The sequence below is a fragment of the Rhodococcus sp. RD6.2 genome (assembly GCF_001040705.1).
Taxonomy (GTDB): domain Bacteria; phylum Actinomycetota; class Actinomycetes; order Mycobacteriales; family Mycobacteriaceae; genus Rhodococcus_G.
This window is the reverse complement of sequence record NZ_CVQP01000007.1, coordinates 180,867-200,686: the sequence shown is the minus strand read 5'-3', so window position 1 is coordinate 200,686 and position 19,820 is coordinate 180,867. Positions and strand designations below refer to the sequence as shown.

General features: G+C 69.4%; 21 protein-coding genes and 1 riboswitch. Of the genes, 3 read left to right on the top strand and 18 right to left on the bottom strand.

Translation table 11 applies throughout. The features are described from left to right. Positions 1 to 14: 14 nt before the first annotated feature. Genes RHCRD62_RS14620 through RHCRD62_RS14590 form a run of 7 tightly spaced genes read right to left on the bottom strand, consistent with a single transcriptional unit; the run spans position 15 to position 6,599 of the window. Positions 15 to 1,229 (bottom strand): LLM class flavin-dependent oxidoreductase, encoded by a 1,215-nt coding sequence (locus tag RHCRD62_RS14620; RefSeq protein WP_050065458.1) that lies wholly within the window; start codon positions 1,227 to 1,229, stop codon positions 15 to 17. Next, on the bottom strand, positions 1,226 to 2,272 hold the full coding sequence (locus tag RHCRD62_RS14615; RefSeq protein WP_050065457.1) for an LLM class flavin-dependent oxidoreductase: 1,047 nt from the start codon (positions 2,270 to 2,272) through the stop codon (positions 1,226 to 1,228). The genes RHCRD62_RS14620 and RHCRD62_RS14615 overlap by 4 nt, the downstream gene beginning before the upstream one ends. After that, a complete protein-coding gene (locus tag RHCRD62_RS14610) occupies positions 2,269 to 2,778 on the bottom strand; it encodes a GNAT family N-acetyltransferase (protein ID WP_050065456.1) in 510 nt (169 codons plus the stop codon). The genes RHCRD62_RS14615 and RHCRD62_RS14610 overlap by 4 nt, the downstream gene beginning before the upstream one ends. After that, a complete protein-coding gene (locus tag RHCRD62_RS14605) occupies positions 2,775 to 3,905 on the bottom strand; it encodes an FAD-dependent oxidoreductase (RefSeq protein WP_050065455.1) in 1,131 nt (376 codons plus the stop codon). Before RHCRD62_RS14605 ends, RHCRD62_RS14610 begins: the two co-directional genes overlap by 4 nt. Positions 3,906 to 3,909: 4 nt before the next feature. Next, complete coding sequence (locus RHCRD62_RS14600; RefSeq protein WP_050065454.1) at positions 3,910 to 4,878, bottom strand: ABC transporter substrate-binding protein; 969 nt, start codon at positions 4,876 to 4,878, stop codon at positions 3,910 to 3,912. Between the two features lie 33 nt (positions 4,879 to 4,911). Continuing rightward, a complete protein-coding gene (locus tag RHCRD62_RS14595) occupies positions 4,912 to 5,694 on the bottom strand; it encodes an amino acid ABC transporter ATP-binding protein (RefSeq protein WP_050065453.1) in 783 nt (260 codons plus the stop codon). Beyond that, positions 5,691 to 6,599, bottom strand: coding sequence for an amino acid ABC transporter permease (locus tag RHCRD62_RS14590; RefSeq protein WP_253277348.1), 909 nt, complete (start codon positions 6,597 to 6,599; stop codon positions 5,691 to 5,693). Before RHCRD62_RS14590 ends, RHCRD62_RS14595 begins: the two co-directional genes overlap by 4 nt. Positions 6,600 to 6,732: 133 nt before the next feature. Further along, a riboswitch (SAM riboswitch) is annotated at positions 6,733 to 6,824 on the bottom strand. Between the two features lie 111 nt (positions 6,825 to 6,935). Here RHCRD62_RS14590 and RHCRD62_RS14585 point away from each other — a divergent pair. Then, positions 6,936 to 7,742 (top strand): HAD-IIA family hydrolase, encoded by an 807-nt coding sequence (locus RHCRD62_RS14585; protein WP_050065451.1) that lies wholly within the window; start codon positions 6,936 to 6,938, stop codon positions 7,740 to 7,742. 77 nt (positions 7,743 to 7,819) lie between these two features. Here the strand turns inward: RHCRD62_RS14585 and RHCRD62_RS14580 are convergent, their stop codons facing one another. The 9 genes from RHCRD62_RS14580 to RHCRD62_RS14540 form a co-directional block, all read right to left on the bottom strand. After that, on the bottom strand, positions 7,820 to 9,160 hold the full coding sequence (locus RHCRD62_RS14580; protein WP_050065450.1) for a bifunctional adenosylcobinamide kinase/adenosylcobinamide-phosphate guanylyltransferase: 1,341 nt from the start codon (positions 9,158 to 9,160) through the stop codon (positions 7,820 to 7,822). Further along, complete coding sequence (locus tag RHCRD62_RS14575) at positions 9,160 to 9,936, bottom strand: ABC transporter ATP-binding protein (protein ID WP_050065449.1); 777 nt, start codon at positions 9,934 to 9,936, stop codon at positions 9,160 to 9,162. The genes RHCRD62_RS14580 and RHCRD62_RS14575 overlap by 1 nt, the downstream gene beginning before the upstream one ends. Then, on the bottom strand, positions 9,933 to 10,895 hold the full coding sequence (locus RHCRD62_RS14570) for a FecCD family ABC transporter permease (protein ID WP_253277347.1): 963 nt from the start codon (positions 10,893 to 10,895) through the stop codon (positions 9,933 to 9,935). Before RHCRD62_RS14570 ends, RHCRD62_RS14575 begins: the two co-directional genes overlap by 4 nt. 59 nt (positions 10,896 to 10,954) lie before the next feature. Continuing rightward, positions 10,955 to 11,875, bottom strand: a complete 921-nt coding sequence (locus RHCRD62_RS14565; RefSeq protein WP_050065447.1) for an ABC transporter substrate-binding protein — start codon at positions 11,873 to 11,875, stop codon at positions 10,955 to 10,957. Between the two features lie 19 nt (positions 11,876 to 11,894). Then, positions 11,895 to 13,118, bottom strand: coding sequence for an O-succinylhomoserine sulfhydrylase (locus RHCRD62_RS14560; protein ID WP_050065816.1), 1,224 nt, complete (start codon positions 13,116 to 13,118; stop codon positions 11,895 to 11,897). Beyond that, positions 13,115 to 13,531: a rhodanese-like domain-containing protein gene (locus RHCRD62_RS14555; RefSeq protein ID WP_050065446.1), complete on the bottom strand. Its 417-nt coding sequence runs from the start codon at positions 13,529 to 13,531 to the stop codon at positions 13,115 to 13,117. The genes RHCRD62_RS14560 and RHCRD62_RS14555 overlap by 4 nt, the downstream gene beginning before the upstream one ends. Before the next feature lie 32 nt (positions 13,532 to 13,563). Further along, positions 13,564 to 14,307, bottom strand: coding sequence for an ABC transporter ATP-binding protein (locus tag RHCRD62_RS14550; RefSeq protein WP_253277346.1), 744 nt, complete (start codon positions 14,305 to 14,307; stop codon positions 13,564 to 13,566). A 34-nt stretch (positions 14,308 to 14,341) separates the two neighbouring features. After that, on the bottom strand, positions 14,342 to 15,325 hold the full coding sequence (locus RHCRD62_RS14545; protein WP_253277345.1) for a taurine ABC transporter substrate-binding protein: 984 nt from the start codon (positions 15,323 to 15,325) through the stop codon (positions 14,342 to 14,344). Between the two features lie 94 nt (positions 15,326 to 15,419). Beyond that, entirely contained in the window at positions 15,420 to 16,304 is an 885-nt protein-coding gene (locus RHCRD62_RS14540) for an ABC transporter permease (RefSeq protein ID WP_050065814.1), read from the bottom strand. Between the two features lie 291 nt (positions 16,305 to 16,595). On the opposite strand from RHCRD62_RS14540, the gene RHCRD62_RS14535 reads away from it, so the two are divergent. Both RHCRD62_RS14535 and RHCRD62_RS14530 read left to right on the top strand, forming a co-directional pair. Continuing rightward, on the top strand, positions 16,596 to 17,963 hold the full coding sequence (locus tag RHCRD62_RS14535; RefSeq protein ID WP_050065444.1) for an FAD-dependent oxidoreductase: 1,368 nt from the start codon (positions 16,596 to 16,598) through the stop codon (positions 17,961 to 17,963). 69 nt (positions 17,964 to 18,032) lie between these two features. Next, entirely contained in the window at positions 18,033 to 18,773 is a 741-nt protein-coding gene (locus RHCRD62_RS14530) for an amidohydrolase family protein (protein ID WP_050065443.1), read from the top strand. A 4-nt stretch (positions 18,774 to 18,777) separates the two neighbouring features. On the opposite strand, the gene RHCRD62_RS14525 is transcribed toward RHCRD62_RS14530, so the two are convergent. Both RHCRD62_RS14525 and RHCRD62_RS14520 read right to left on the bottom strand, forming a co-directional pair. Next, positions 18,778 to 19,260 carry a DUF456 domain-containing protein gene (locus RHCRD62_RS14525; RefSeq protein ID WP_050065442.1) on the bottom strand — a complete coding sequence of 161 codons (483 nt, stop codon included), beginning with the start codon at positions 19,258 to 19,260 and terminating at the stop codon, positions 18,778 to 18,780. 130 nt (positions 19,261 to 19,390) lie between these two features. Further along, positions 19,391 to 19,768, bottom strand: coding sequence for a VOC family protein (locus tag RHCRD62_RS14520; protein WP_050065441.1), 378 nt, complete (start codon positions 19,766 to 19,768; stop codon positions 19,391 to 19,393). Positions 19,769 to 19,820 lie beyond the last annotated feature (52 nt).

Sequence of the window (19,820 nt, the reverse complement as noted above, 5' to 3'; positions counted from 1 at the left end):
GGTCTCTCCTGAGTTCAGGCTGCGGGGGCGCCGTAGCGGTTGGGTACGGCGGTCGGCAGTGCGAGCAGTCCGCGCAGCGACGTGTCGGGGTACTCGGTGCGGAACAGTCCGCGCCGCTGCAGTTCCGGAATCAGCGTCGAGGTCACGGCTTCGAGGTCGTCCACCGCGACGCCAGGACGAATCCGGAACCCGTCGAAGCCGTGCCAGGACTCGAGCAGGTCCGCGAGATCGGCTGCGCTGCCTGCGAACACCGTCGCGTCGGTCACGAGTTCGTTGCCCGCGACATCGTCGAGTCGGCGCAACCGGGCCGAACCGGACTCCCGTTCGGTGTCGAGGAAGACGAGCACGTCCGCGTACACGCGGAGCGGCTCGCCGCGGCGGCCCACGTTCGCCGCGGCCGCTACGACATCGGCCAGCACCTGCGGGCCGTTGGTCTCGGTCGGTGTCGTGAACACCAGATCGGCTGCACACGCGGCCAGTTCGTAGGCGACGTCCCGGTGGGCGAGCGCGGTGACAACGGGCTGCCCTTGCGGCGGTCGCGGCGTGATCGACGGTCCGCGCACGCTGAAGAACCGCCCCTCGAAGTCGATGTGATGCAACTTGTCGCGGTCGATGAATCGTCTGGTCGGAACGTCGCGGATCTCCGCGTCGTCCTCCCAGCTGTCCCAGAGCCGGCGCACCACGTCGGCGACATCGGCGGCCTCGTCGAACAGGTCGGCCACGAACCCGGGAAGTTCCCCGTTCGCCAACGCCTCCCGGTCGCGTTTGTCGAGACCGGGAACGTCACGGCGCCCGAAATGCGCGGCCTCCTGCGCCGACGACGACACCTTCACCTGCCATCCCGCGCGACCACGCGACGTGTAGTCCAGTGTTGCCAGGGCCTTCGACACGTGGAACGGCTCGGTGTGGGTGGTGGTGATCGTCGGTATCAGGCCGAGGTGCCGCGTCGTGGGGGCGATGCGTGCGGCAACGAGATGCGCGTCCAGTCGCGCCCGCACCTGATCGACTGCGTCCGGGTCCTCGGCGACGTACGGGTTGGCCGGCACCGACAGGCTGTCCTCGATGGTGAGGAAGTCGAGCAGTCCGCGCTGTGCGGTGGCGGCGAGGTCGGTCCAGTAGGAACCAGAGAACAGTTCGTGGGGCCGCGAATTCGGCTCGCGCCAGGCCGCGGGATGCCAGCCCGCGCCGTCGAGCGCGACACCGAGATGGAGTGGGTGACGTCGGGTCATGCGAATGATCTCCTCAGGTTCGGGACGGTCGCTCTCAGTGCGGGGGCCACCTCGGCCTGGAACAGTTCGAGGCTCGCGCGTTGCTCCGCGGTCGTCAGCCCGCCGCGATCGGCGGTCAGGTGCATGACCTCGTGCCCGAGGCGGTCGTGGTAGCGCAACACCTTGTCGACGACCTGCTGCGGACTGCCGATCAGTGCGGAACTGCGGTCGACGAAGTCCTCGATCGACTCGAATACCACCGGCAGCCCGGTTTCCCGCGCGAACTGCAGCCGCTGCTCGAACAGCGGTCGGTAGCGTTCGACGGCCTCCTGCGACGTGCGGGCCACGTACAGTCCCGCGGTGCCTGCGCCGACACGGGCGTCCGCCGGGTCGTGCCCGTAGGCGATCCAGCGCTGCCGGTAGTGGTCGATCAGGTCGGCGTACGGCTCGATGGGGTTGGTGACGTTCGCCGAGAACACCGGGTCGCCGTACTTCGCGGCGAGATCCACGGAGTCGCGGCTGGTCGCGCTGCCGTGCCAGATCGTCAGGCGCGGCTGCAACGGCCGCGGCACCGTGACCGCGTCGGTCAGCGGAGGCCGGAACTTCGCATCCCAGGTGACGCTCTCGTTCTCCCACAACGCCCGGAGTAGTTCGTACCCTTCACGATTGCGTTCCCACTGGTCGTCTGGTGTCACGTGAAACAAGTCGGCCTGGGCAGTGCCGTTGCCCTTCCCGATCATGAGCTGGAGCCGTCCGCCCGACAGATTGTCCAGGGTGGAGTAGTCCTCGAAGGCGCGGACCGGGTCGAGCAGACTGAGCGTCGTCACTCCGGTCCACAGTTCGAGAGTGGAGGTCCGGGCGGCGATGTTGCCGAGGACCACCGGCGGCGCCGATGCGAGGAACGGCCGCTCGTGGCGCTCCCCGACGGCGAAACCCTCGAAGCCCAACTGCTCCGCGAGGACGGCGGTGTCGACGACCTCCTTGAGTCGGGCCGCGGGGTCGAGCCACTCCCCCGACACGGGGTCGGGTTGATGGGTGATCAAGCTGAGGAGCAGGAATTTCACGCGGAGTGTGCCTTTCGGATCAGGTGCTTCTCGAACGGATGCGGACCGATCTCCTCCGACGGCCGCGTCGGATCGAACAGCGCGGTGTAGTCGGCCGCCAGGTACAGCGCAACGGCCTCGGGCTGACGCCATCCCGTGGTCAGGTAGATGCGGGTGTAGCCGCGCATCATCGCCTCCACCTCGAGTTCCGCGAGAACGATTCGGCCGAGTCCGCGGCGCCGATGGCCCGCCGACGTCCAGATGCGTTTCAGTTCCGCCGTCGTCTCGTCGTAGCGACGGAATGCGCCTCCCGCCACCGGCTCCCCGTCCTCGACGAGAATCAGCAGCGCCCCATCCGGCGGTGCGAACTCCTCGCCCGGGTGGGTGGTCAGCGCCTCGAACTGTTCCTCGAAGGGACGCTCGTACCGGGTGCTGTACTCGTACGCCAGTTCCTCGAGAAGGGGCTCGGCGAGCGGATCGTCCTGCGTCACCGTGCGCACCTCGAGTCGACGAGAACCGGCCCTCATGCGACCACCGCCGCCCGCGGTCCGAACCGGAACGGCTCCGGGGACCTGACGTCCCCTGCGGCGAGCCCGGCGACCAGGTCACCCACCGCGGGCGCGAACTTGAAGCCGTGTCCGGAGAATCCGGCAGCGACCGTGACGTCGCCGAGTCGGTCCACCACGAAGCGACTGTCCGGAGTGCTGGTGTACAGGCAGGTGTCGGCCACAGCGGTGGACGCGTCCACTCCGGGCAACCACACCGAGGCGTAGTCGGCGAGGCGCTGCACACCGTCCGGGTCGGCCCGGAAGTCACGCGTGTCCGGATGCACCACCGGGCCGGTGCCGTGCTCACCGATCTTGATGCCGGATTCCGAGCCGAGTCCGTAGATTCCCTCGCCGGCCAGCTCCGCTCCGGGGTGATGGACGAAACTCGGCCACTCCGCATCGATCACCGGGACGAAGTGAGCAGGCTGCTCCTGGGTGGTCCGCAGTGGCGGCAGCACGGGAGTCGGCGCGATGCTCGTACTGGCGAGCAGACTCCTCGTCCAGGCACCCGCGGCGAGCACCGCATGGCGGGCCCGGACCACGCCGGTGTCGGTGACCACTTCGACCCCGGTTGCCGCGCCGTGGATCTCGCGTACCGCGGCCCGATGCCGCACCTCGGCGCCCGCGCGCTGCGCCGCGTCCTTCAACACCTGCACCGACCGGTCCGCGTGCAGACGACCCGCCGCCGGATGGAAGAGCACCGAGGTGTCGAATCGCATTCCGGGCCAGCGCTTCTCCGCCTCCGCCGGGTCGAGGACCTCGTGTGCGATCCCCAGCGTGGCGAGGGTCTTCGCGCGGGCCAGGGTGCAGACGGGGTGCCCGTGGTCCACCGCACCGGTCAACGTCAGTACCCGGGTACCGGCGAGCTTCTCGGCCGCACGCCACAGCGGCAACGCGCGACCGGCGAGGGTGGTGTGGAAATCATCCTCGTACGCCTGCCGATATATCCGGGACGTGCCGTGCGAGGCGCCGCGCCGGTGGCCCGGTCCGAACTGCTCCAGCAGCACCACCGACCGCCCGCGCGCCGCCAACCGCCACGCCGCGGCCGACCCGATCACACCACCTCCGACGACCACGACGTCGACCGGTCCGTTCACCTGCACCATGTCGCTACTGCTTCTTCGGCAGGCCGGGCGGGTTGATCTCGGACGCGTCGAGCGCTTCGGTCTGGATTCCCCACCGCTCCAGCACCTGTGCGTACGCGCCGTTCTCGATGAGGTGATTGAGCGCCTCGTGGATCGCACCGACGAGCCCGTTGTCCTTCTTCGTCAAGACGGCGATCTCACCCTGGAGGTCGAGTCCCGCACCCGAGAAGGTCCCCGCGACTTCGGTTTCACCGGTCTGCAGGGCGTGGAACGAGGACGACGGATTCGGGCCGACGTAGGCGTCGATCCGGCCGGAGCCGAGCGCCAGATAGTAGTCGGTGGCCTGCTGGTAGTACAGGATCTCGGCGGGCTCGAGTCCGGCCGCGACGTTCTGCTCGTTCCACTCGACCAGCAGGGCTTCCTGGTTGGTTCCGGAACCGACTCCGATCTTCAGGCCTGCGATGTCCTTCGGTCCCGAGAAGGTGATGCCGCTGCCCTTCTTGACCTCGACGGCCAGGCTGTCGAGGCGGTAGGTGGCGAAGTCGTACTTCTCCTTGCGCTCCTCGGTGACGGTGACGTTCGAGATGAACGTGTCCGCTTCGCCGGAGTCGATGCGGACGAAGTTCTGCGCCCAGTCGGCAGCGGTCAGTTCGATGTCGAGGCCGAGGACGTCGCCGATGAGATACGCGATGTCCGTTTCGGATCCGATGATCGTCTTGTCGTCGTCGGCGTAGAAACGCAGCGGCGGCGCCGTGCCGGCCGACCCCGTGACGATCAGCGTCCCTCGATCCCGGATCGCCTGCGGCACCTTCGCGGCGATGTCCGGTACCTCGTCCGTGGTGATGCGGTTCTGCTCAGCCGTCAGGTTGTATCCGGCTGCGGTCGCGGCGTCGGGTTCGGCGGCCTCGCCCGAACTGCACGCGGCACCCGCCAACAGGGCGACGGCGGTCAGAGCCGAGGCGAACAACCTCGTGCGGCGGATGGTGGCGGACATCGTTTCCTTCCTGGATCTTTCGTTGAGAACTGTTCAGAGCACGCGCGACAGGAAGGCGCGAGTGCGGTCGTGGGTCGGGTGGTCGAGCACCTGTCGCGGCGGGCCCTGCTCGACGATCACGCCGTCGTCCATGAACACGACCGTGTCCGCGACCTCCCGGGCGAACCCGATCTCGTGAGTGACGATGACGAGGGTCGCGCCCGCGCCCGCGAGGTCTCGGATGACGTCGAGCACCTCGCCGACGAGTTCGGGGTCGAGGGCCGAGGTGGGCTCGTCGAACAGGATGACGTTGGGGCGCAACGCCAGCGCACGGGCGATGGCCACCCGCTGCTGCTGACCACCCGACAACTGCTTCGGATACTGGTCCGCCTTGTCGGCGACACCCACCCGGTCCAGCAGTTGCCTGGCCTCGGCCGTCACCTCGGTGCGGTCGCGGCGCTGCGCGGACACCGGTGCCTCCGTGACGTTCTCGAGAACCGTGAGATGCGGGAACAGGTTGAAGTTCTGGAAGACGAACCCGATCTTCGAGCGCTGACGCAGGATCTCCCGGTCCCGCAGCTCGCGCAGGACACTGCCGCGGCGGCGGTACCCGACGAGTTCACCGTCGATGCGGATGGTGCCGCGGTCCACCTTCTCCAGGTGGTTCAGCGTGCGCAGCAGCGTCGACTTCCCTGAACCGGAGGGGCCGAGGATCACCGTCACCTCACCCTGCCGGACGGTCAGGTCGACACCCTTGAGAACCTCCAGTGCGCCGAAGGACTTGTGCACCCCGCGCACGTCGACGGCATGCACCGCCTGCACCTCGGGGCCCGTCACCGTGTCGCTCCCCTCGGTGCGCCGTGACTGGTGTCGCGGATCTCGCGATACTTCGCGACCACCCTCTGCCAGGGCGTAAGCGGCAATGCGCGAGCCGATCCGCGGGCATAGTGCCGTTCGATGTAGTACTGCGCGATGGACAGCAGCGTGGTCAGCACGATGTACCAGACGGTCGCGACCATCAACAGCGGAACCACGCGACCGTTGCGGCCGAAGATCACCTGTACCTGGTAGAAGAGTTCCGCGATCGCCATCGTCGAGACGATCGAGGTGCCCTTGAACAGGCTGATGACCTCGTTGGCGGCGTTCGGCAGGATCGAGCGCATCGCCTGCGGCAGAACGATCTTCACCAACTGTCGGCCGCGAGGGATGCCCAGCGCGTTCGCCGCCTCGATCTGCCCGTGGTCGACGGAGATGATGCCTGCCCGGACGATCTCCGCGGAGTACGCAGCCTGGTGCAGTGCGAGACCGACGACCGCCGCCGTGAACCCGGAGATCACGCCGGTGACGTTGAACTCGAGGAACCCCGGCCCAAACGGAATTCCCAGCGTCAGCGTCTGATAGAGGTAGGCGATGTTGAACCAGAACAGCAGCTGCACGATCAGCGGGATCGACCGGAACGCCCAGACGTAGGTCCACGAGATCACCTGCAGCACCGGATTGTTCGACAGTCGAGCCACGGCGAGCAGGACACCGAGGCCGAATCCGAGGACGGTGCCCCACAGCGTGAGCTCGATCGTCGTCCACAGCGCGGACAGCACCGACGGCGCGGTGAAGTACTGCGCGAACGTCGCCCAGTCCCAGCCGGGGTTCACGACCAGGCCGTGCACGAACTGCGCGACGAGGACGAGTGCGGCGGCCGCGACGACCCAGCGCCACGGGTGCCGGGTGGGGACGACACGCAGGTCGGCCTCGTCGGCGACATCGGCGACAGCCGGCGGGGCACTGACAGCCGGCGCGCTCACGAGCGGATCTCTGACACGGTCACGGGCGACCTTTCGCGGTTGGGACGGGGCGGCCGATGCCGTCCCGTCGCGCCGACCATCGCTCCCGGCGGTAGCACCCACACCCACTGGCGGGGGTTGCTGCGACGTCGCTGAGCCGGGTCTCTCGGTCGCTCTCGATGGTCAACTCTCGCGATGAAATGTCCCCCAACCCGCCTGCACGGTCACCCTTTGCGTTCGAGGTGATTCGAAATACACGGCCCGACGGGTCACGCCGTGAGCGAGCACAATGGGTCCATGGCGAACACCGAGCAGACCCCCGGGTGGACCTACCTGATGGACATGGACGGGGTACTCGTGCACGAGGAACACCTCGTACCGGGCGCCGACAAGTTCCTCGCCGAACTGCAGGAAGCAGGCACCCCGTTCGTGGTGCTGACCAACAATTCAATCCGAACACCCCGCGACCTGCGCGCCCGACTGCTGCGGACGGGTCTCGACATCCCCGAGCAGTCGATCTGGACGTCCGCGCTGGCCACCGCCACCTTCCTGCACAATCAGCGCCCCGACGGCAGCGCGTACGTCGTCGGCGAGTCGGGTCTCACGACGGCCCTGCACGACATCGGGTACGTCCTCACCGACAGCGATCCCGACTACGTGGTGCTCGGCGAGACCCGCACGTACTCGTTCGAGGCGATCACCACCGCGATCCGGCTCGTCGAACGCGGCGCCCGGTTCATCGCCACCAACCCCGACGCCACCGGCCCGTCCCGTGACGGCTCACTGCCCGCGACCGGCTCGGTCGCCGCGCTCATCACCCGCGCGACCGGCCGCGAGCCGTACTACGTCGGCAAGCCGAATCCGCTGATGATGCGGTCCGCGCTGCGGGCCATCGGATCGCACTCCGAACACACCCTCATGATCGGCGACCGGATGGACACCGACGTCGTCTCCGGACTCGAAGCGGGCCTGCAGACCATCCTCGTCCTCACCGGCATCTCCAGCCGCTCGACCGTCGAGGCGTACCCCTACCGCCCGACGCTGGTCCTCGACTCGGTCGCGGACCTCGTCGGCCGGACCCAGGACCCGTTCGCCGCCGCCTGACCCTCCCCCCTGGTTCCCTAATGTCACATCAGGTCACTCGGCGACCCCCAATGTGACATTAGGGAACCCCCGGGCGGTCAGCGCAGGGGCAGGGGGCGGCCGGCGACGACGAGGACCACGGACTCACACTCCGCCGCGACGGAGGTGTTGAGCCTGCCGAGCGCGTCGCGGAAGCGACGGCCGGAGGCGGTGGCGGGGACGACGCCGCTGCCGACCTCGTTGCTGACCACGACGACGGGCACCCGGACCCTGCGCAGCGCGGCGACCAGTCCGTCGAGGTCGGCTCGCACTGCGGCCCATGATTCTTCGTCGTCCCAGGCGCCGTGAGTGTCGATGCGCCGGGTGAGCCAGGTGCCGAGGCAGTCGACGAGCAGCGGGCCGGTCGCTGCTTGCAGGACACCCACGAGGTCGTCGGTCTCGACGGTGCGCCAGGTGCCGGGCCGCGACGCGCGATGCGCGGCGATGCGGGCGGCCCACTCTGCGTCGCCGCGTGCGGGAGCACCGGTCGCGACATAGGTGACGTCGTCGCGGTCCGACAGCAGTCGCTGCGCGTGGGTCGACTTGCCTGCTCGGGCGCCGCCGAGGACCAGGGTCCGGCGCGGCGCCGACGCCCCGAGGGCACCGTCTCCCACGGTCACCACCGTCCCGTCGGGGACGATGCGAACACCCCACGGCCCCAACCGGTCCTGCAGGTCGACAGGATTGTGGTGTCCGAGGTGAACGGCGATCACGTCGGTGCCGTCGACGACCGCTCCGACGCCGCGCAAGGCCGCGAGGGCACGGGGGAAGCTGACCAGGTCGAGGTGGTCGGGCTCGTGCTCCGCGAGATCACCGAAGGTCTCCTCCAGAAACACCGCGTCGTACCGGGCGTCACGCACGGCATCGAGCGCTACCGCATCGAAAGGTCCGGTGTCCGTGGCCCACAGCAGTTTCCGGCCACGCGCCGCGACCTCGAAGAGCACGCAGTCGCCGTCGTTATGCACACGGTGGGCAGCGGGCAGCACCCGGATGCCGTACTCGCCGACCGTCAACGCGTCTCCGGGTGCAACGGGGATCCACCGCACCGGATCGTCGGGTCCGACCCAGTCACGGCACAGGTCCAGCGCTTCCGGCGGGCCGATCACGTCCAGCGGCTGATCGCGCGCCACCCACGACCGCATCAGCAACGCGAGCGGTCCGACGTGGTCGGGGTGCGCGTGCGTGAGCAGCAGGTGCCGCACCCCGGACAGCGTCCGACCGGCGTGCATCGCGGCCCGCGGCACCTCGGGTCCGCAGTCCAGCAGCAGGACGTCGTCGACGAGGGCGGCGGTCTGGGAGCGGATCTCGCCGCGCTCCAGCATGATCCGGCACGAGGAACAGGTGCAGAACGGGTTGGGCCATCCGTCGGCGGCGCCGGTGCCGAGGAGCACGACTTCCATCAGCGGGCACCCCCGCCCGCGACCGGCAGGACGACGGGACCTCCGGGCCGGGCCAGAACTTCGACGCGCGCACCGTAGACCTCGGCGATGCGCTCGACGGTCAGCACGTCCGCCGGGGTTCCGTCCGCGACGACGGCGCCGCCGTCGAGCATCACGATCCGTCGCCCGTACTGGCCCGCGAGGGTGAGGTCGTGCATCGCCGCGACCACCGTCAACCCCTCCGAAGCTCGCAGCTCCTGGACGAGGTCGAGCACCTGCTGCTGGTGTCCGATGTCGAGGGCGCTGGTGGGTTCGTCGAGCAGCAGCACCTTCGGCTGCTGGGCGAGGGACCGGGCCAGTACCACCCGCTGCAGTTCGCCGCCGGACAGATCGGTGGCAGGCCGGGACACCAACGCTCGCAGGCCGAGTCGATCGACGAGGTCGTCGACGACGGCACGGTCGTCGGAGCTCTCGCTGCCGAACCGGGGCAGATGCGGGGTGCGTCCGAGGGTGATGAGGTCGCGCACGGTGACGCCGTCGGGGACAACGGGACGCTGCGGCATCAGTGCCACCGACCGCGACATGACGCGCCGCGACGCACGGCCCGGGGCGTGGCCGTCGACGAGTACCTCGCCGGTGGCGGGAACCAGCCCGGCGAGGGCGTGCAGCAACGTCGTCTTGCCCGCACCGTTGGGCCCGACCACCGCCACCCATTCGCCGGCGTCGACGCGCAGGTCCACCCCGGCCAGGACGGCGACCGTTCCTCGTTCGACGCGCAGGCCGGTGCAGGAGATCATGCGCTCACCCGCCCGCGCCGCAGGACGAGCAGGAAGAACGGTGCTCCGATGGCGGCGGTGACGACGCCGATCGGCAGCTCCGCCGGCGACATCACGGTGCGGGCCACGACGTCGGCGAGGACGAGGAACGCGGCGCCGACCATCAGCGACAGCGGCAGCAGCAGCCGATGTCCGGGCCCGACGAGGAGCCGGACCGCATGGGGCACGACGATGCCGACGAATCCGATGAGGCCACTCACCGAGACGACGGCGGCGGTGCCGAGCGTCGCGACGCCGATCAGGACGAGCCGCACCCGGTCGGGGTTGATACCGAGGCTCCCGGCCTCGACGTCTCCGACGGCCATGACGTCGAGGGTGCGTCCATGCAGCAGGACGACGGCGACGGACACCACGACGTACGGCAACACGGTGAGCACGTCGGACCAGCCGTCGGTGGACAGCCGCCCGAGCAGCCAGGAGTACACCTGGCGGAGGGTGTCGTCATTGCGCTGCATGAAGAACGTCTGGATGGCATTGGCGAACGCCGCGACCGCGACACCTGCGAGGATGATGACGACCTCGGTGCGTCCGCTGCCGACGGTCCGGCCGAGCGCGTAGGTGGCGCCGACGGCGAGCATGCCGCCCGCGAACGCGGCGATCGGGACGCCCGCGAACCCGGCCGCCCCTCCGACGGCGATGGCGAGGGTCGCGCCGAGCCCGGCGCCGCTGGACACGCCGAGCAGGTACGGGTCGGCGAGCGGGTTGCGGAACACGCCCTGGTAGGCGGCGCCCGCGATGGCGAGGGTCGCGCCGACGAGCGCGCCGAGGACCACGCGGGGCATGCGGATGTTCCACAGGATCGACTGTTGCCGGGCGGTCAGCCCGGAGTCGACGTCGACGAACGGCAGCCGGTCGATCACGTCGAGGATCACCCCGGAGGGCGTGAGCCCGGCGGGTCCGACGAGGATGCCGAGCAGCATCGCTGCGAGCAGCACGAGCGCCGAACCGGCCAGCACGAGTGCGCGTCTGCGGGACACGGTTACCCGGTGGGTTGGACGGTGACGGCAGTGACGGCGCCGCCGTCGGCGGGGACGGCGCTCACGATTCCTGCAACCTCGCGCATGAAGTCGACGACGCGCGGTCCCCACCGTGACGCGAGGTCCTCGTCGACGACGTGGACGTTGCCGTCGCGGACCGCTGTCAGGTCGGACCACCCGGCACGCTTCGCGACGGCGTCGGGGGTGACGCCGCAACACTGGCCGTCCGCGAGGAAGATCAGGTCCGGATCCTGTTCCAGGATGAACTCCGCCGACAGTTGCGGATACCCGTCGCCGCCGGTCGCGATGGAGGTGAGCCCGAGCATCCCGTAGATCTCACCGATGTAGGTGTCGTCGGTGACGGAGTACAGGGTGTCGTCGAGCTCGTGGTAGTACCGCAGCGGCGTCGCGCGCGCGGGCACACCCGCGACGATCGCGTCGATGTCCGTCTTCATCCGCGCGACGACTTCGGCGGCGTCCCCGACGTGTCCGGTGGCTGCACCGATCTGCTCGATCTGCGCGTACGTGTCGTCGAGGGTGCTCGCCGCCGGCAGAATCAGCACTTCGACGCCCGCGTTCTCCAGACCGGCGACGAGATCGCCGGTGTCGGCATTCGCGACGACCAGGTCCGGTTCGTACCCGAGGATCGCCTCGACGTTCGGCGTGTACCCCGAGAGGTCGGTGACGGGGACGCCTTCCGGGTAGTCGGACCGGTCGTCGACGGCGACGACCTGATCCCCCGCACCGACGGCGTACAGCATCTCGGTGCTGGTGGGGCTGAGCGAGACGATCGCCTGCGGGTCGCCGGCCGCCGCCGTCGCGGTCGACGGACCGTCGCCGCTCTCGTCGTTGCCGCAGCCCGCGGCCAGGAGTACGAGAGCGGCGATGCCGGCGGTCACCAACCGGCGCGGGGTCAGGTGCACAGCAATCCCTTCGGACGCGTCAGGCCAACGCTTGCGCGAAGTCCTCGAGCAGGTCGTCGGTGTCCTCGAGGCCGACGGACAGCCGGACCACCCCGTCGGAGAGGCCGATCGCGGCGCGTCCCTCGGGACCCATCGCGCGGTGCGTCGTGGTCGCGGGGTGGGTGATGAGGGACTTCGAGTCGCCGAGGTTGTTGGAGATGTCGACGACGCGCAGCTTGTTCAGCAGCTCGAACGCCTTCTTCTTCCCCTCGCCCTCGGCTGCCGCCAACTCGAAGGTGACGACGGTGCCGCCGCCACTCATCTGCGACGTCGCCAGGTCGTACTGGGGATGCGACTCGAGGAACGGGTACTTCACCCAGCTGACGGCGTCGTCCGCTTCGAGGAAGCGGGCGATCCGCAGTGCGCTGTCGGTGGAGTGCCGCACGCGCAACGGCATCGTCTCGAGGCCCTTGAGCAGGGTGTGGGCGTTGAACGGGCTGAGCGCGGGCCCGGTGTGGCGGATCAGCTGCTGCACGGGTCCGTCGATGTAGTCCTGCGAGCCGAGGATCGCACCGCCGAGGACGCGGCCCTGTCCGTCGATGTGCTTGGTGCCCGAGTACACGACGACATCGGCGCCGAGGTCGAGGCTGCGCTGCAGCATCGGGGTGGCGAAGACGTTGTCCAGCACCACCTTCGCGCCCGCGGCATGCGCCATCTCGGACACCCTGCGGACGTCGACGAGGGTCTGCATCGGGTTCGAGGGGGTCTCGAAGAACACGGCTGTGGTCGGCACCGACAGCGCCTGCTCCCACTGATCGAGGTCCTCGCCGTCGACGAACACCGTCTCCACACCCCAGCGCGGGAGGATCTCGTTGCAGACCACGAAGCAGGATCCGAAGAGGCTGCGTGCGGCGACGAGTCGGTCGCCCTTGCCGAGCAGTGCACCGAGGGCGGTGAACACCGCGGACATGCCGGACGCGGTGGCGTAGCAGCCTTCCGCGCCGTCGAGCAGACGCATCCGCTCCTCGAACATCTTCACCGTCGGGTTGCCGTACCGGGAGTAGACGAAGTGGTCTATCTCGCCGGTGAACGCCTGCTCCGCCGCTTCAGCGGACTCGTAGACGAATCCGGAATTGAGGAAGATCGCCTCCGACGTCTCCTCGAAACCCGAGCGGATCGTCCCACCGCGGACGCCGAGCGTCGCGGGGCGGATGGTGTCGGGGAGCGGCTTGGAGAATGCACCGCCGCGGGGAATCGCGCTCACGACTGCCTCCACGCGAGTCCGACGGAACGCCAGCCCGCACCGCCGCGGTGACCGTCGGTGTCCAGTCCGCCTTCGAACCCGTCGAGAATGTTGTAGGCCGGGGCGATGCCCGCGGCGGTCGCGGCCTCGGCGGCGCCGATGGAACGCTGACCGGAACGGCACAAGAAGATGACCTCGGCGTCGTCGCCGCCCGTCACGCCCGCGGCCTGGAGCTGGTCGACGAACGAGGTGTTGCGGTCACCCGTGAACGACACCCACTCGATCGTCAGGGGCTCGCGGCCCAGCGCGGTGAGGTCGGGGAGGCCGACGAATCGCCACTCGGCTTCGGTGCGGACATCGACCAGGACGGCCCCGGGATGCTCGCGCAGCAGGTCCCATGCCTGCTGAGGGGTCAGGTCACCTGCGTAGGTCATGGACACAGCTTTTCACAATCCCTTCCGGCGCCTCACGCCGCGGCCGCTTCCTTGACCGCGTGCCCGACCTGGGCGCGCAGCGCGGCGAACCGAGCGGAGCCGCGCAGATCGTCCGCGTCGACGCCGCGGCGGGGCAGGTCGACGGTCAGGTCGAGCGCAACCCGGCCCGGTTGACGTCCCAGGACGACGATCCGCGACCCCAGGAACACGGCCTCGTCGGCGCTGTGCGTGACGAACACCGTGGTCCGAGTGCCCCCGGAGTCGGCGCGCAGGTCTTCCTGCAGGCGCTCACGGGTGAGGGCGTCGAGTGCAGCGAACGGCTCGTCGAGCAGCAGCAGCGACGTCGGTACTGCCAGCGCGCGGGCGATAGCCACCCGCTGCTGCTGCCCACCCGAGACCTGCCAGATCCTGCGCCCGGCCAGCCCGCCAAGCCCGACGCGCCCCAGCAGGTCGGCGCGACGCTCCCCCCGCTGCGCCCGCGGCACTCCGGCGTAGTCGAGGGCAAGGTCGACGTTGCCCCCGACGGTTCGCCACGGCAGCAGCCGCGGCTGCTGGAACACCACTCCGGCCGTCGCGCCGGGCACAGGGGCGCTGCCCGCCACCCTGACCTCACCGTGCGTCGGCTCCTCGAATCCGGCGATCAGCCGCAACAGGGTGCTCTTGCCGCATCCGGAGGCACCGACGAGGACGAGAAACTCGCCGTCGGGCACCGCCAGCGAGACCGGCCCGACTGCGGTGACCGACCCGTAGTCGTGCCGGACGTCGGTCAGCCGGATGCGCGGCCCCGCGTGGTTGCTGGACGACACCGCGCTACTGCTCGACGGCACCGGGCAGACCGGTCACGTAGAGCGCGTCCTGGAAGTCCGCGAGATCAGGGGCGGACGGGATCTGCTTCTGGTCGGAGAGGAACTGCGCCGCGCTGTGCAGGTTGTTCGCGAGGGCACCGGGCGCGGCGTCGGTGCCGAGCCACTGCGTCGACGCGACCTGCTCGGGGCTCGGGAACACGGCCTGCTTCAGCTGGGACTTCGCCTCGTCGGGCGTGATTCCCGCTTCGGCGGCAACGGCTTTCGCGGCCGCATCCGGATCGTCGGCGATGGTGGTCAGCGCTCGGGCCTGCGCGCGGCGCCACACGTCCACGACGTCGGGGTGGTCGGCGGCGAATCCGCCCGCGACGACCGCGAGGTCGAGCGTCGGCTTCCCCGCATCGGCGAGCTCTCGACTCGTGATCAACGTGGTTCCGTTCGCGCGGACCTCGTCGAGCGTCGGCAGCCAGGTGTAGATGGCGTCGATGTCGCCGCGCTGCCACGCCGCGAGGGATGCCTGCGGCTGCAGATCGATCAACTGGACGTCGGCGGCGGAGAGCCCGGCCCGGTCGAGGGCGGCGAGCAGGCTGTAGTGCGCGGTCGACGCGAAGGCGGTGGCGACCTTGCGGCCCCGCAGGTCCTCAACCTTCGCGATGCCGGTTCCGTTGCGGGCGACGAGGGCTTCGTTGTCGCCGGCGACGTCGAGGATCCACGCCACCTTGTAGTCGATGCGCAGCGGATCGGACAGGCCGCGGGCGACGGGACTCGACCCGAGCGCACCGAAGTCGAGTTCGCCTGCGACGAAGGCGGTGTTGACGTCGGCGCCGGAGTCGAACTTCGTCCACTCGATCGTGTAGTCGGGCAGCTCGTCCTCGAGCCAGCCGGCGTTCTTGACGACCAGGTCACCGCTCGGGAACGTCTGGTAGCCGACCCGGATGACGGGCTTGTCCGCGCCCGCGTCGTCCGCGCCGTCCACCGAGCACGACGCCATGGTCAGCACGGCGAGCGCCGCGGCAGCCGCCGCGGCGAGAGCGCGACCCAACGATCTCGGGCCGCGCCCGGGGGACTTGTTCATCACTTGCCTCTCAGTGGGTGCCCCGCCAGGGGACCGCTCGTCGTTCGACGACGCGGAGCAGGGCGTCGATGGTGAGTCCGGACAGTCCGATGGCGAAGATGCCGACGAGGACGACCGGGGTGTTGTTGTAGTTCGAGGCGTCCTTGACCAGGCCACCGACGCCGGGAATGCCGTTGAACAGTTCGGCGGCGACCACCGACGAGTACGCGATGCCGACCGCCAGGCGGATTCCGGTGAGCGTCTCGGGCAGTGCCGCGGGCAGCACGACGTCACGGATCACCTGGAACCGGTTCGCGCCGACCGCCCGCGCCGCCTCGATCAGCCCGACCGGCGCGCCGAGCACCGCCGTCGTGGTGGCGACCGCGGTCGGCGGCAGGGCGGCGAGCGCGAGCAGCGCGATCTTGGGTGCCTCGTCGATGCCGAGCCAGATGACGAGCAGGAACAGGTACGCAAGCGGCGGGAGCGCACGCAGGAACGTCAGCCAGGGTTCGAGGATGCGGCGGATCCAGCTGACGGTGCCCATAGCGAGGCCGAGCGCGACGCCACCGACGATGCCGATCACGACGCCCGCCGCGACCCGCCGCAGTGTCATGTAGACGTGTTCCCAGAGCAGATAGCCCTGGTAACCGCGGACGCCGTCGTGGGTGGTGGAGGCATCGACGGCGGCGGACCAGACCGTCGACGGGCGGGGGACGAAGACCTCGCTCCAGATGCCGCTGGACGCGGCCAGCTGCCAGAGACCGAGGAAGACGAGGAGCGAGAGCAGGGGCAACCCGAGGGCGGTGGCCCACCGCCGCCTCCCGAGGCGCCGGAGTCGGGCCTTCCCTCCGAGGCGGGTGGGGGTGGGTACGGATTGCGCGCGGGCCACGGCGCCCCGATCGAGCGTCGCGGACATGACGGTCATCGAACCGCGTGTGACGAACCCGACCCAGTGTTGCGATCGGCGTGATCACAACACTGGTCACGGCGTCCACGCTGGCGAATCATCACCCTCACAAACACCGCTTGTGCCCCCTCAACGAAGGGTGCCCTAGCGGAGTTTCGCTCGGGAGTGGAGGATCGAGGCAGGGTCCGGCCTCAGGCCGCTCCGCGCAAGTTAGGTACGGCTCAGTAAACTGAGGACGGGCCGACACGGCCTGTGCACCCGAACCGTCCGTCCGCTAGCCGCAAAGGTAGTTCGCTCGAGATGACTGATCAGAATCGCCCGCTCCGGGTGGCCATCATCGGCGCAGGCCCGGCCGGCATCTACGCCGCCGACGCGCTCATGAAGTCCGACACCGCCTCCGACCGCGGCGTGAGCATCGACCTCTTCGAACGCATGCCCGCCCCGTTCGGCCTGATCCGCTACGGCGTCGCGCCCGACCACCCGCGCATCAAGGGCATCATCACCGCCCTGCACAAGGTCCTCGACAAGCCGCAGGTCCGCCTGCTCGGCAACCTCGACTACGGCACCGACATCACCCTCGACGACCTGCGTACCTTCTACGACGCGGTCATCTTCTCCACCGGTGCCAACGCCGACCGCGCCCTGAACATCCCCGGGATCGATCTCGACGGCTCCTACGGTGCCGCCGACTTCGTCTCCTGGTACGACGGCCACCCGGACGTCCCGCGCGAATGGCCCCTCGAAGCCGAGAAGGTCGCCGTCCTCGGTGTCGGCAACGTCGCCCTCGACATCGCCCGCGTCCTCGCGAAGACCGGTGACGAGCTGCTGCCGACGGAGATCCCCGCCAACGTCTACGAGGGCCTCAAGGGCAACAAGGCCGTCGAGGTGCACGTCTTCGGCCGCCGCGGTCCCGCGCAGGCCAAGTTCACGCCGCTCGAGCTGCGCGAGCTGGACCACTCCCCGACCATCGAGGTCATCGTCGACCCCGAGGACATCGACTACGACGAGGGCTCCGAGGCTGCGCGCCGCGGCTCCAAGCAGGTCGACATGGTCGCGAACACCCTGCAGGACTGGGCCATCCGCGACGCAGGCGACCGCCCGCACAAGCTGTTCCTGCACTTCTTCGAGTCGCCCACCGAGGTTCTCGGTGAGGATGGCAAGGTCGTCGGCCTGCGCACCGAGCGCACCGAACTCGACGGTACCGGAAACGTCCGCGGCACCGGCAAGTTCAACGACTGGGACGTCCAGGCCGTGTACCGCGCCGTCGGCTACCTGTCGCAGAACATCGCCAAGCTGCCGTTCGACGAGCAGGCGGGCACCGTCCCCAACGAGGCCGGACGCGTCCTCGACGAGGACGGCAAGCACATCGACGCCACCTACGTCACCGGCTGGATCAAGCGCGGCCCCGTCGGCCTCATCGGCCACACCAAGGGCGACGCCAACGAGACCATCGCGTGCCTGCTCGCGGACGCCCCGAACTTCGCGGGCGCCCCGAATCCCGACGAGAACGCGATCATCGAGTTCCTCGAGGGCAAGAAGCTGCCCTACACCACGTGGGACGGCTGGTACCGACTCGACGCCCACGAGCGCAGCCTCGGTGAGCCGGAAGGCCGCGAGCGCATCAAGGTCGTCGAGCGCGACGACATGCTGCGCGCATCGCAGCAGTAGTCCACTTGTTCACGAGCGTGGCGCCCGGATACCCGGGCGCCACGCTCGTGTGATCGACAGGGCAGCACAGTGTTCGACGCACACGTCCACATCATCGACCCGCGGTTTCCGCTGGTCGCCAATCACGGCTACCTGCCCGAGCCGTTCACGATCGCCGACTACCGGGACCGGGTCGCCAAGCTGGGACTGGGCGTGCACGGCGGCGCCGTCGTCACGGCGTCGTATCAGGGCACCGGCCAGGACTACCTCGTGACGGCGCTGCGCGAACTCGGGCCGGGCTGGGTCGGCGTGACACAACTGGATCCGGATGTCACGGACGAGGACATCGTCGCCCTCGATCAGGCGGGAGTGCGGGCCGTTCGCTTCAACCTCAGGCGCAGCGCCACCGACATGAAACTGCTGACGACACAGGCACTCCGGGCCTACGAGCTCGTCGGGTGGCACGCCGAATTCTATGTGGACGCGTCACTGCTGCTGTCCCTCGAACCGGTGTTCAAGAAGCTGCCCGCGGTGAGCATCGACCACCTGGGGATGTCGACGCGAGGCCTGCCCTACCTCCTCAACCTCGTCGACCGGGGTGCGCGCGTGAAGGCCACCGGGTTCGGTCGCGCCACCATCGACGACGTCGGTGACGCCCTGCGTCGCATTCACGCCGTCAACCCGACAGCGTTGATGTTCGGCACCGACCTCCCCGGCACCCGCGCCCGGCGGGCCTTCGAACTGACCGACCTCGAGACGATCACCGAGGCGGTCGGCGACGATCTGGCCGCGGTGCTCGGCGGCAACGCTCGATCGTTCTACCGCATCTGACGCGTCAGGTCACCAGCACCGCCGCGAGCCACACCCCCGCCGCGAGCAGCGCTCCCAGCAGTTCCACGAGAATCGACAGGCCGACGGCCTTGGTGGCGTGCACCGTCGCACGCCAGGCACCCGCGTGGGTGCGGTGCCGCTGCGCCTCCGACAGGTAGGTGCCGAGCAGGAACCCAAGCACCAGTCCGATCACCGGGATCACGAAGAACCCGACGATGCCGAGCAGGCCGCCGATCACCAGTGACCGGTTCGGCACCCCGGCGTCGCGGAGTCGCTGGCCGGGCCACGTGTACTTGACCACTCCGGAGATCACGAGAAGCACTGCGGCGACACCGAAGACGGCCCATGCCGTCGAGGTGCCCACGGCGATCGCCCACACCGCGATCGCCCCGAGGATGAGCAGCGATCCCGGCAGGATCGGTACGACGATGCCCACCAGTCCCACCAGGATCGCCAGCCCGACGAGTATCTCTGCGCCCACGCTCACGGGCGCCACTGTGCCAGACCTTCCGCGCCTTCGCCGTTACGGTGACACCCCCAGGACCACCTGCTGCGCCAACCTCCACACGAGGGCGCGCGAATATCGCTGCACCAGAGGGTGGTTCAGTGCCATTACCTCACGGCGCCTGATGCAGGGAGAGCACGTTGCCGTGCGGATCACGGAACCACGCGACGCGGGTACCGTCGGGTGCTGTCCAGGCGGCGTGCTCGTCCTGCTCCATGCCCTTGTAGTCGACGAACTCGATGCCGCGGGCGCGGAGGTCGTCCACGGTGGCGTCGAGGTCGGCACACTTCCAGCCGAGGACCGTGTACCCGGCATCGGGGACGGCCTGCACGAGCGTGACGCGCAACGGGACGCCACCGCCGCCGTCGAGGACGAGTGCGAAGGGTGTCCGTTCCCGCAGCGTCAGACCGAGCGTGTCGACGTAGAACATCGCCGAGACGTCCAGGTCGGTGCTGGGCACGAAGGCCACGAGTTCACCGGGAAATGTCATGGATCCACTGTGCGCGGACTCCTCGGCGGGGGCAACCGTTGCCTCAATCGTG

Coding starts and splice junctions, on each gene's coding strand:
- RHCRD62_RS14620 (WP_050065458.1), bottom strand. CDS start 1,229: ATGACCCGACGTCACCCACTCCATCTCGGTGTCGCGCTCGACGGCGCG.
- RHCRD62_RS14610 (WP_050065456.1), bottom strand. CDS start 2,778: ATGAGGGCCGGTTCTCGTCGACTCGAGGTGCGCACGGTGACGCAGGAC.
- RHCRD62_RS14605 (WP_050065455.1), bottom strand. CDS start 3,905: ATGGTGCAGGTGAACGGACCGGTCGACGTCGTGGTCGTCGGAGGTGGT.
- RHCRD62_RS14600 (WP_050065454.1), bottom strand. CDS start 4,878: ATGTCCGCCACCATCCGCCGCACGAGGTTGTTCGCCTCGGCTCTGACC.
- RHCRD62_RS14585 (WP_050065451.1), top strand. CDS start 6,936: ATGGCGAACACCGAGCAGACCCCCGGGTGGACCTACCTGATGGACATG.
- RHCRD62_RS14580 (WP_050065450.1), bottom strand. CDS start 9,160: ATGGAAGTCGTGCTCCTCGGCACCGGCGCCGCCGACGGATGGCCCAAC.
- RHCRD62_RS14575 (WP_050065449.1), bottom strand. CDS start 9,936: ATGATCTCCTGCACCGGCCTGCGCGTCGAACGAGGAACGGTCGCCGTC.
- RHCRD62_RS14570 (WP_253277347.1), bottom strand. CDS start 10,895: ATGCTGCTCGGCATCCTCGTCGGACCCGCCGGGCTCACGCCCTCCGGG.
- RHCRD62_RS14555 (WP_050065446.1), bottom strand. CDS start 13,531: ATGACCTACGCAGGTGACCTGACCCCTCAGCAGGCATGGGACCTGCTG.
- RHCRD62_RS14545 (WP_253277345.1), bottom strand. CDS start 15,325: ATGGCGTCGTGCTCGGTGGACGGCGCGGACGACGCGGGCGCGGACAAG.
- RHCRD62_RS14540 (WP_050065814.1), bottom strand. CDS start 16,304: ATGTCCGCGACGCTCGATCGGGGCGCCGTGGCCCGCGCGCAATCCGTA.
- RHCRD62_RS14535 (WP_050065444.1), top strand. CDS start 16,596: ATGACTGATCAGAATCGCCCGCTCCGGGTGGCCATCATCGGCGCAGGC.
- RHCRD62_RS14520 (WP_050065441.1), bottom strand. CDS start 19,768: ATGACATTTCCCGGTGAACTCGTGGCCTTCGTGCCCAGCACCGACCTG.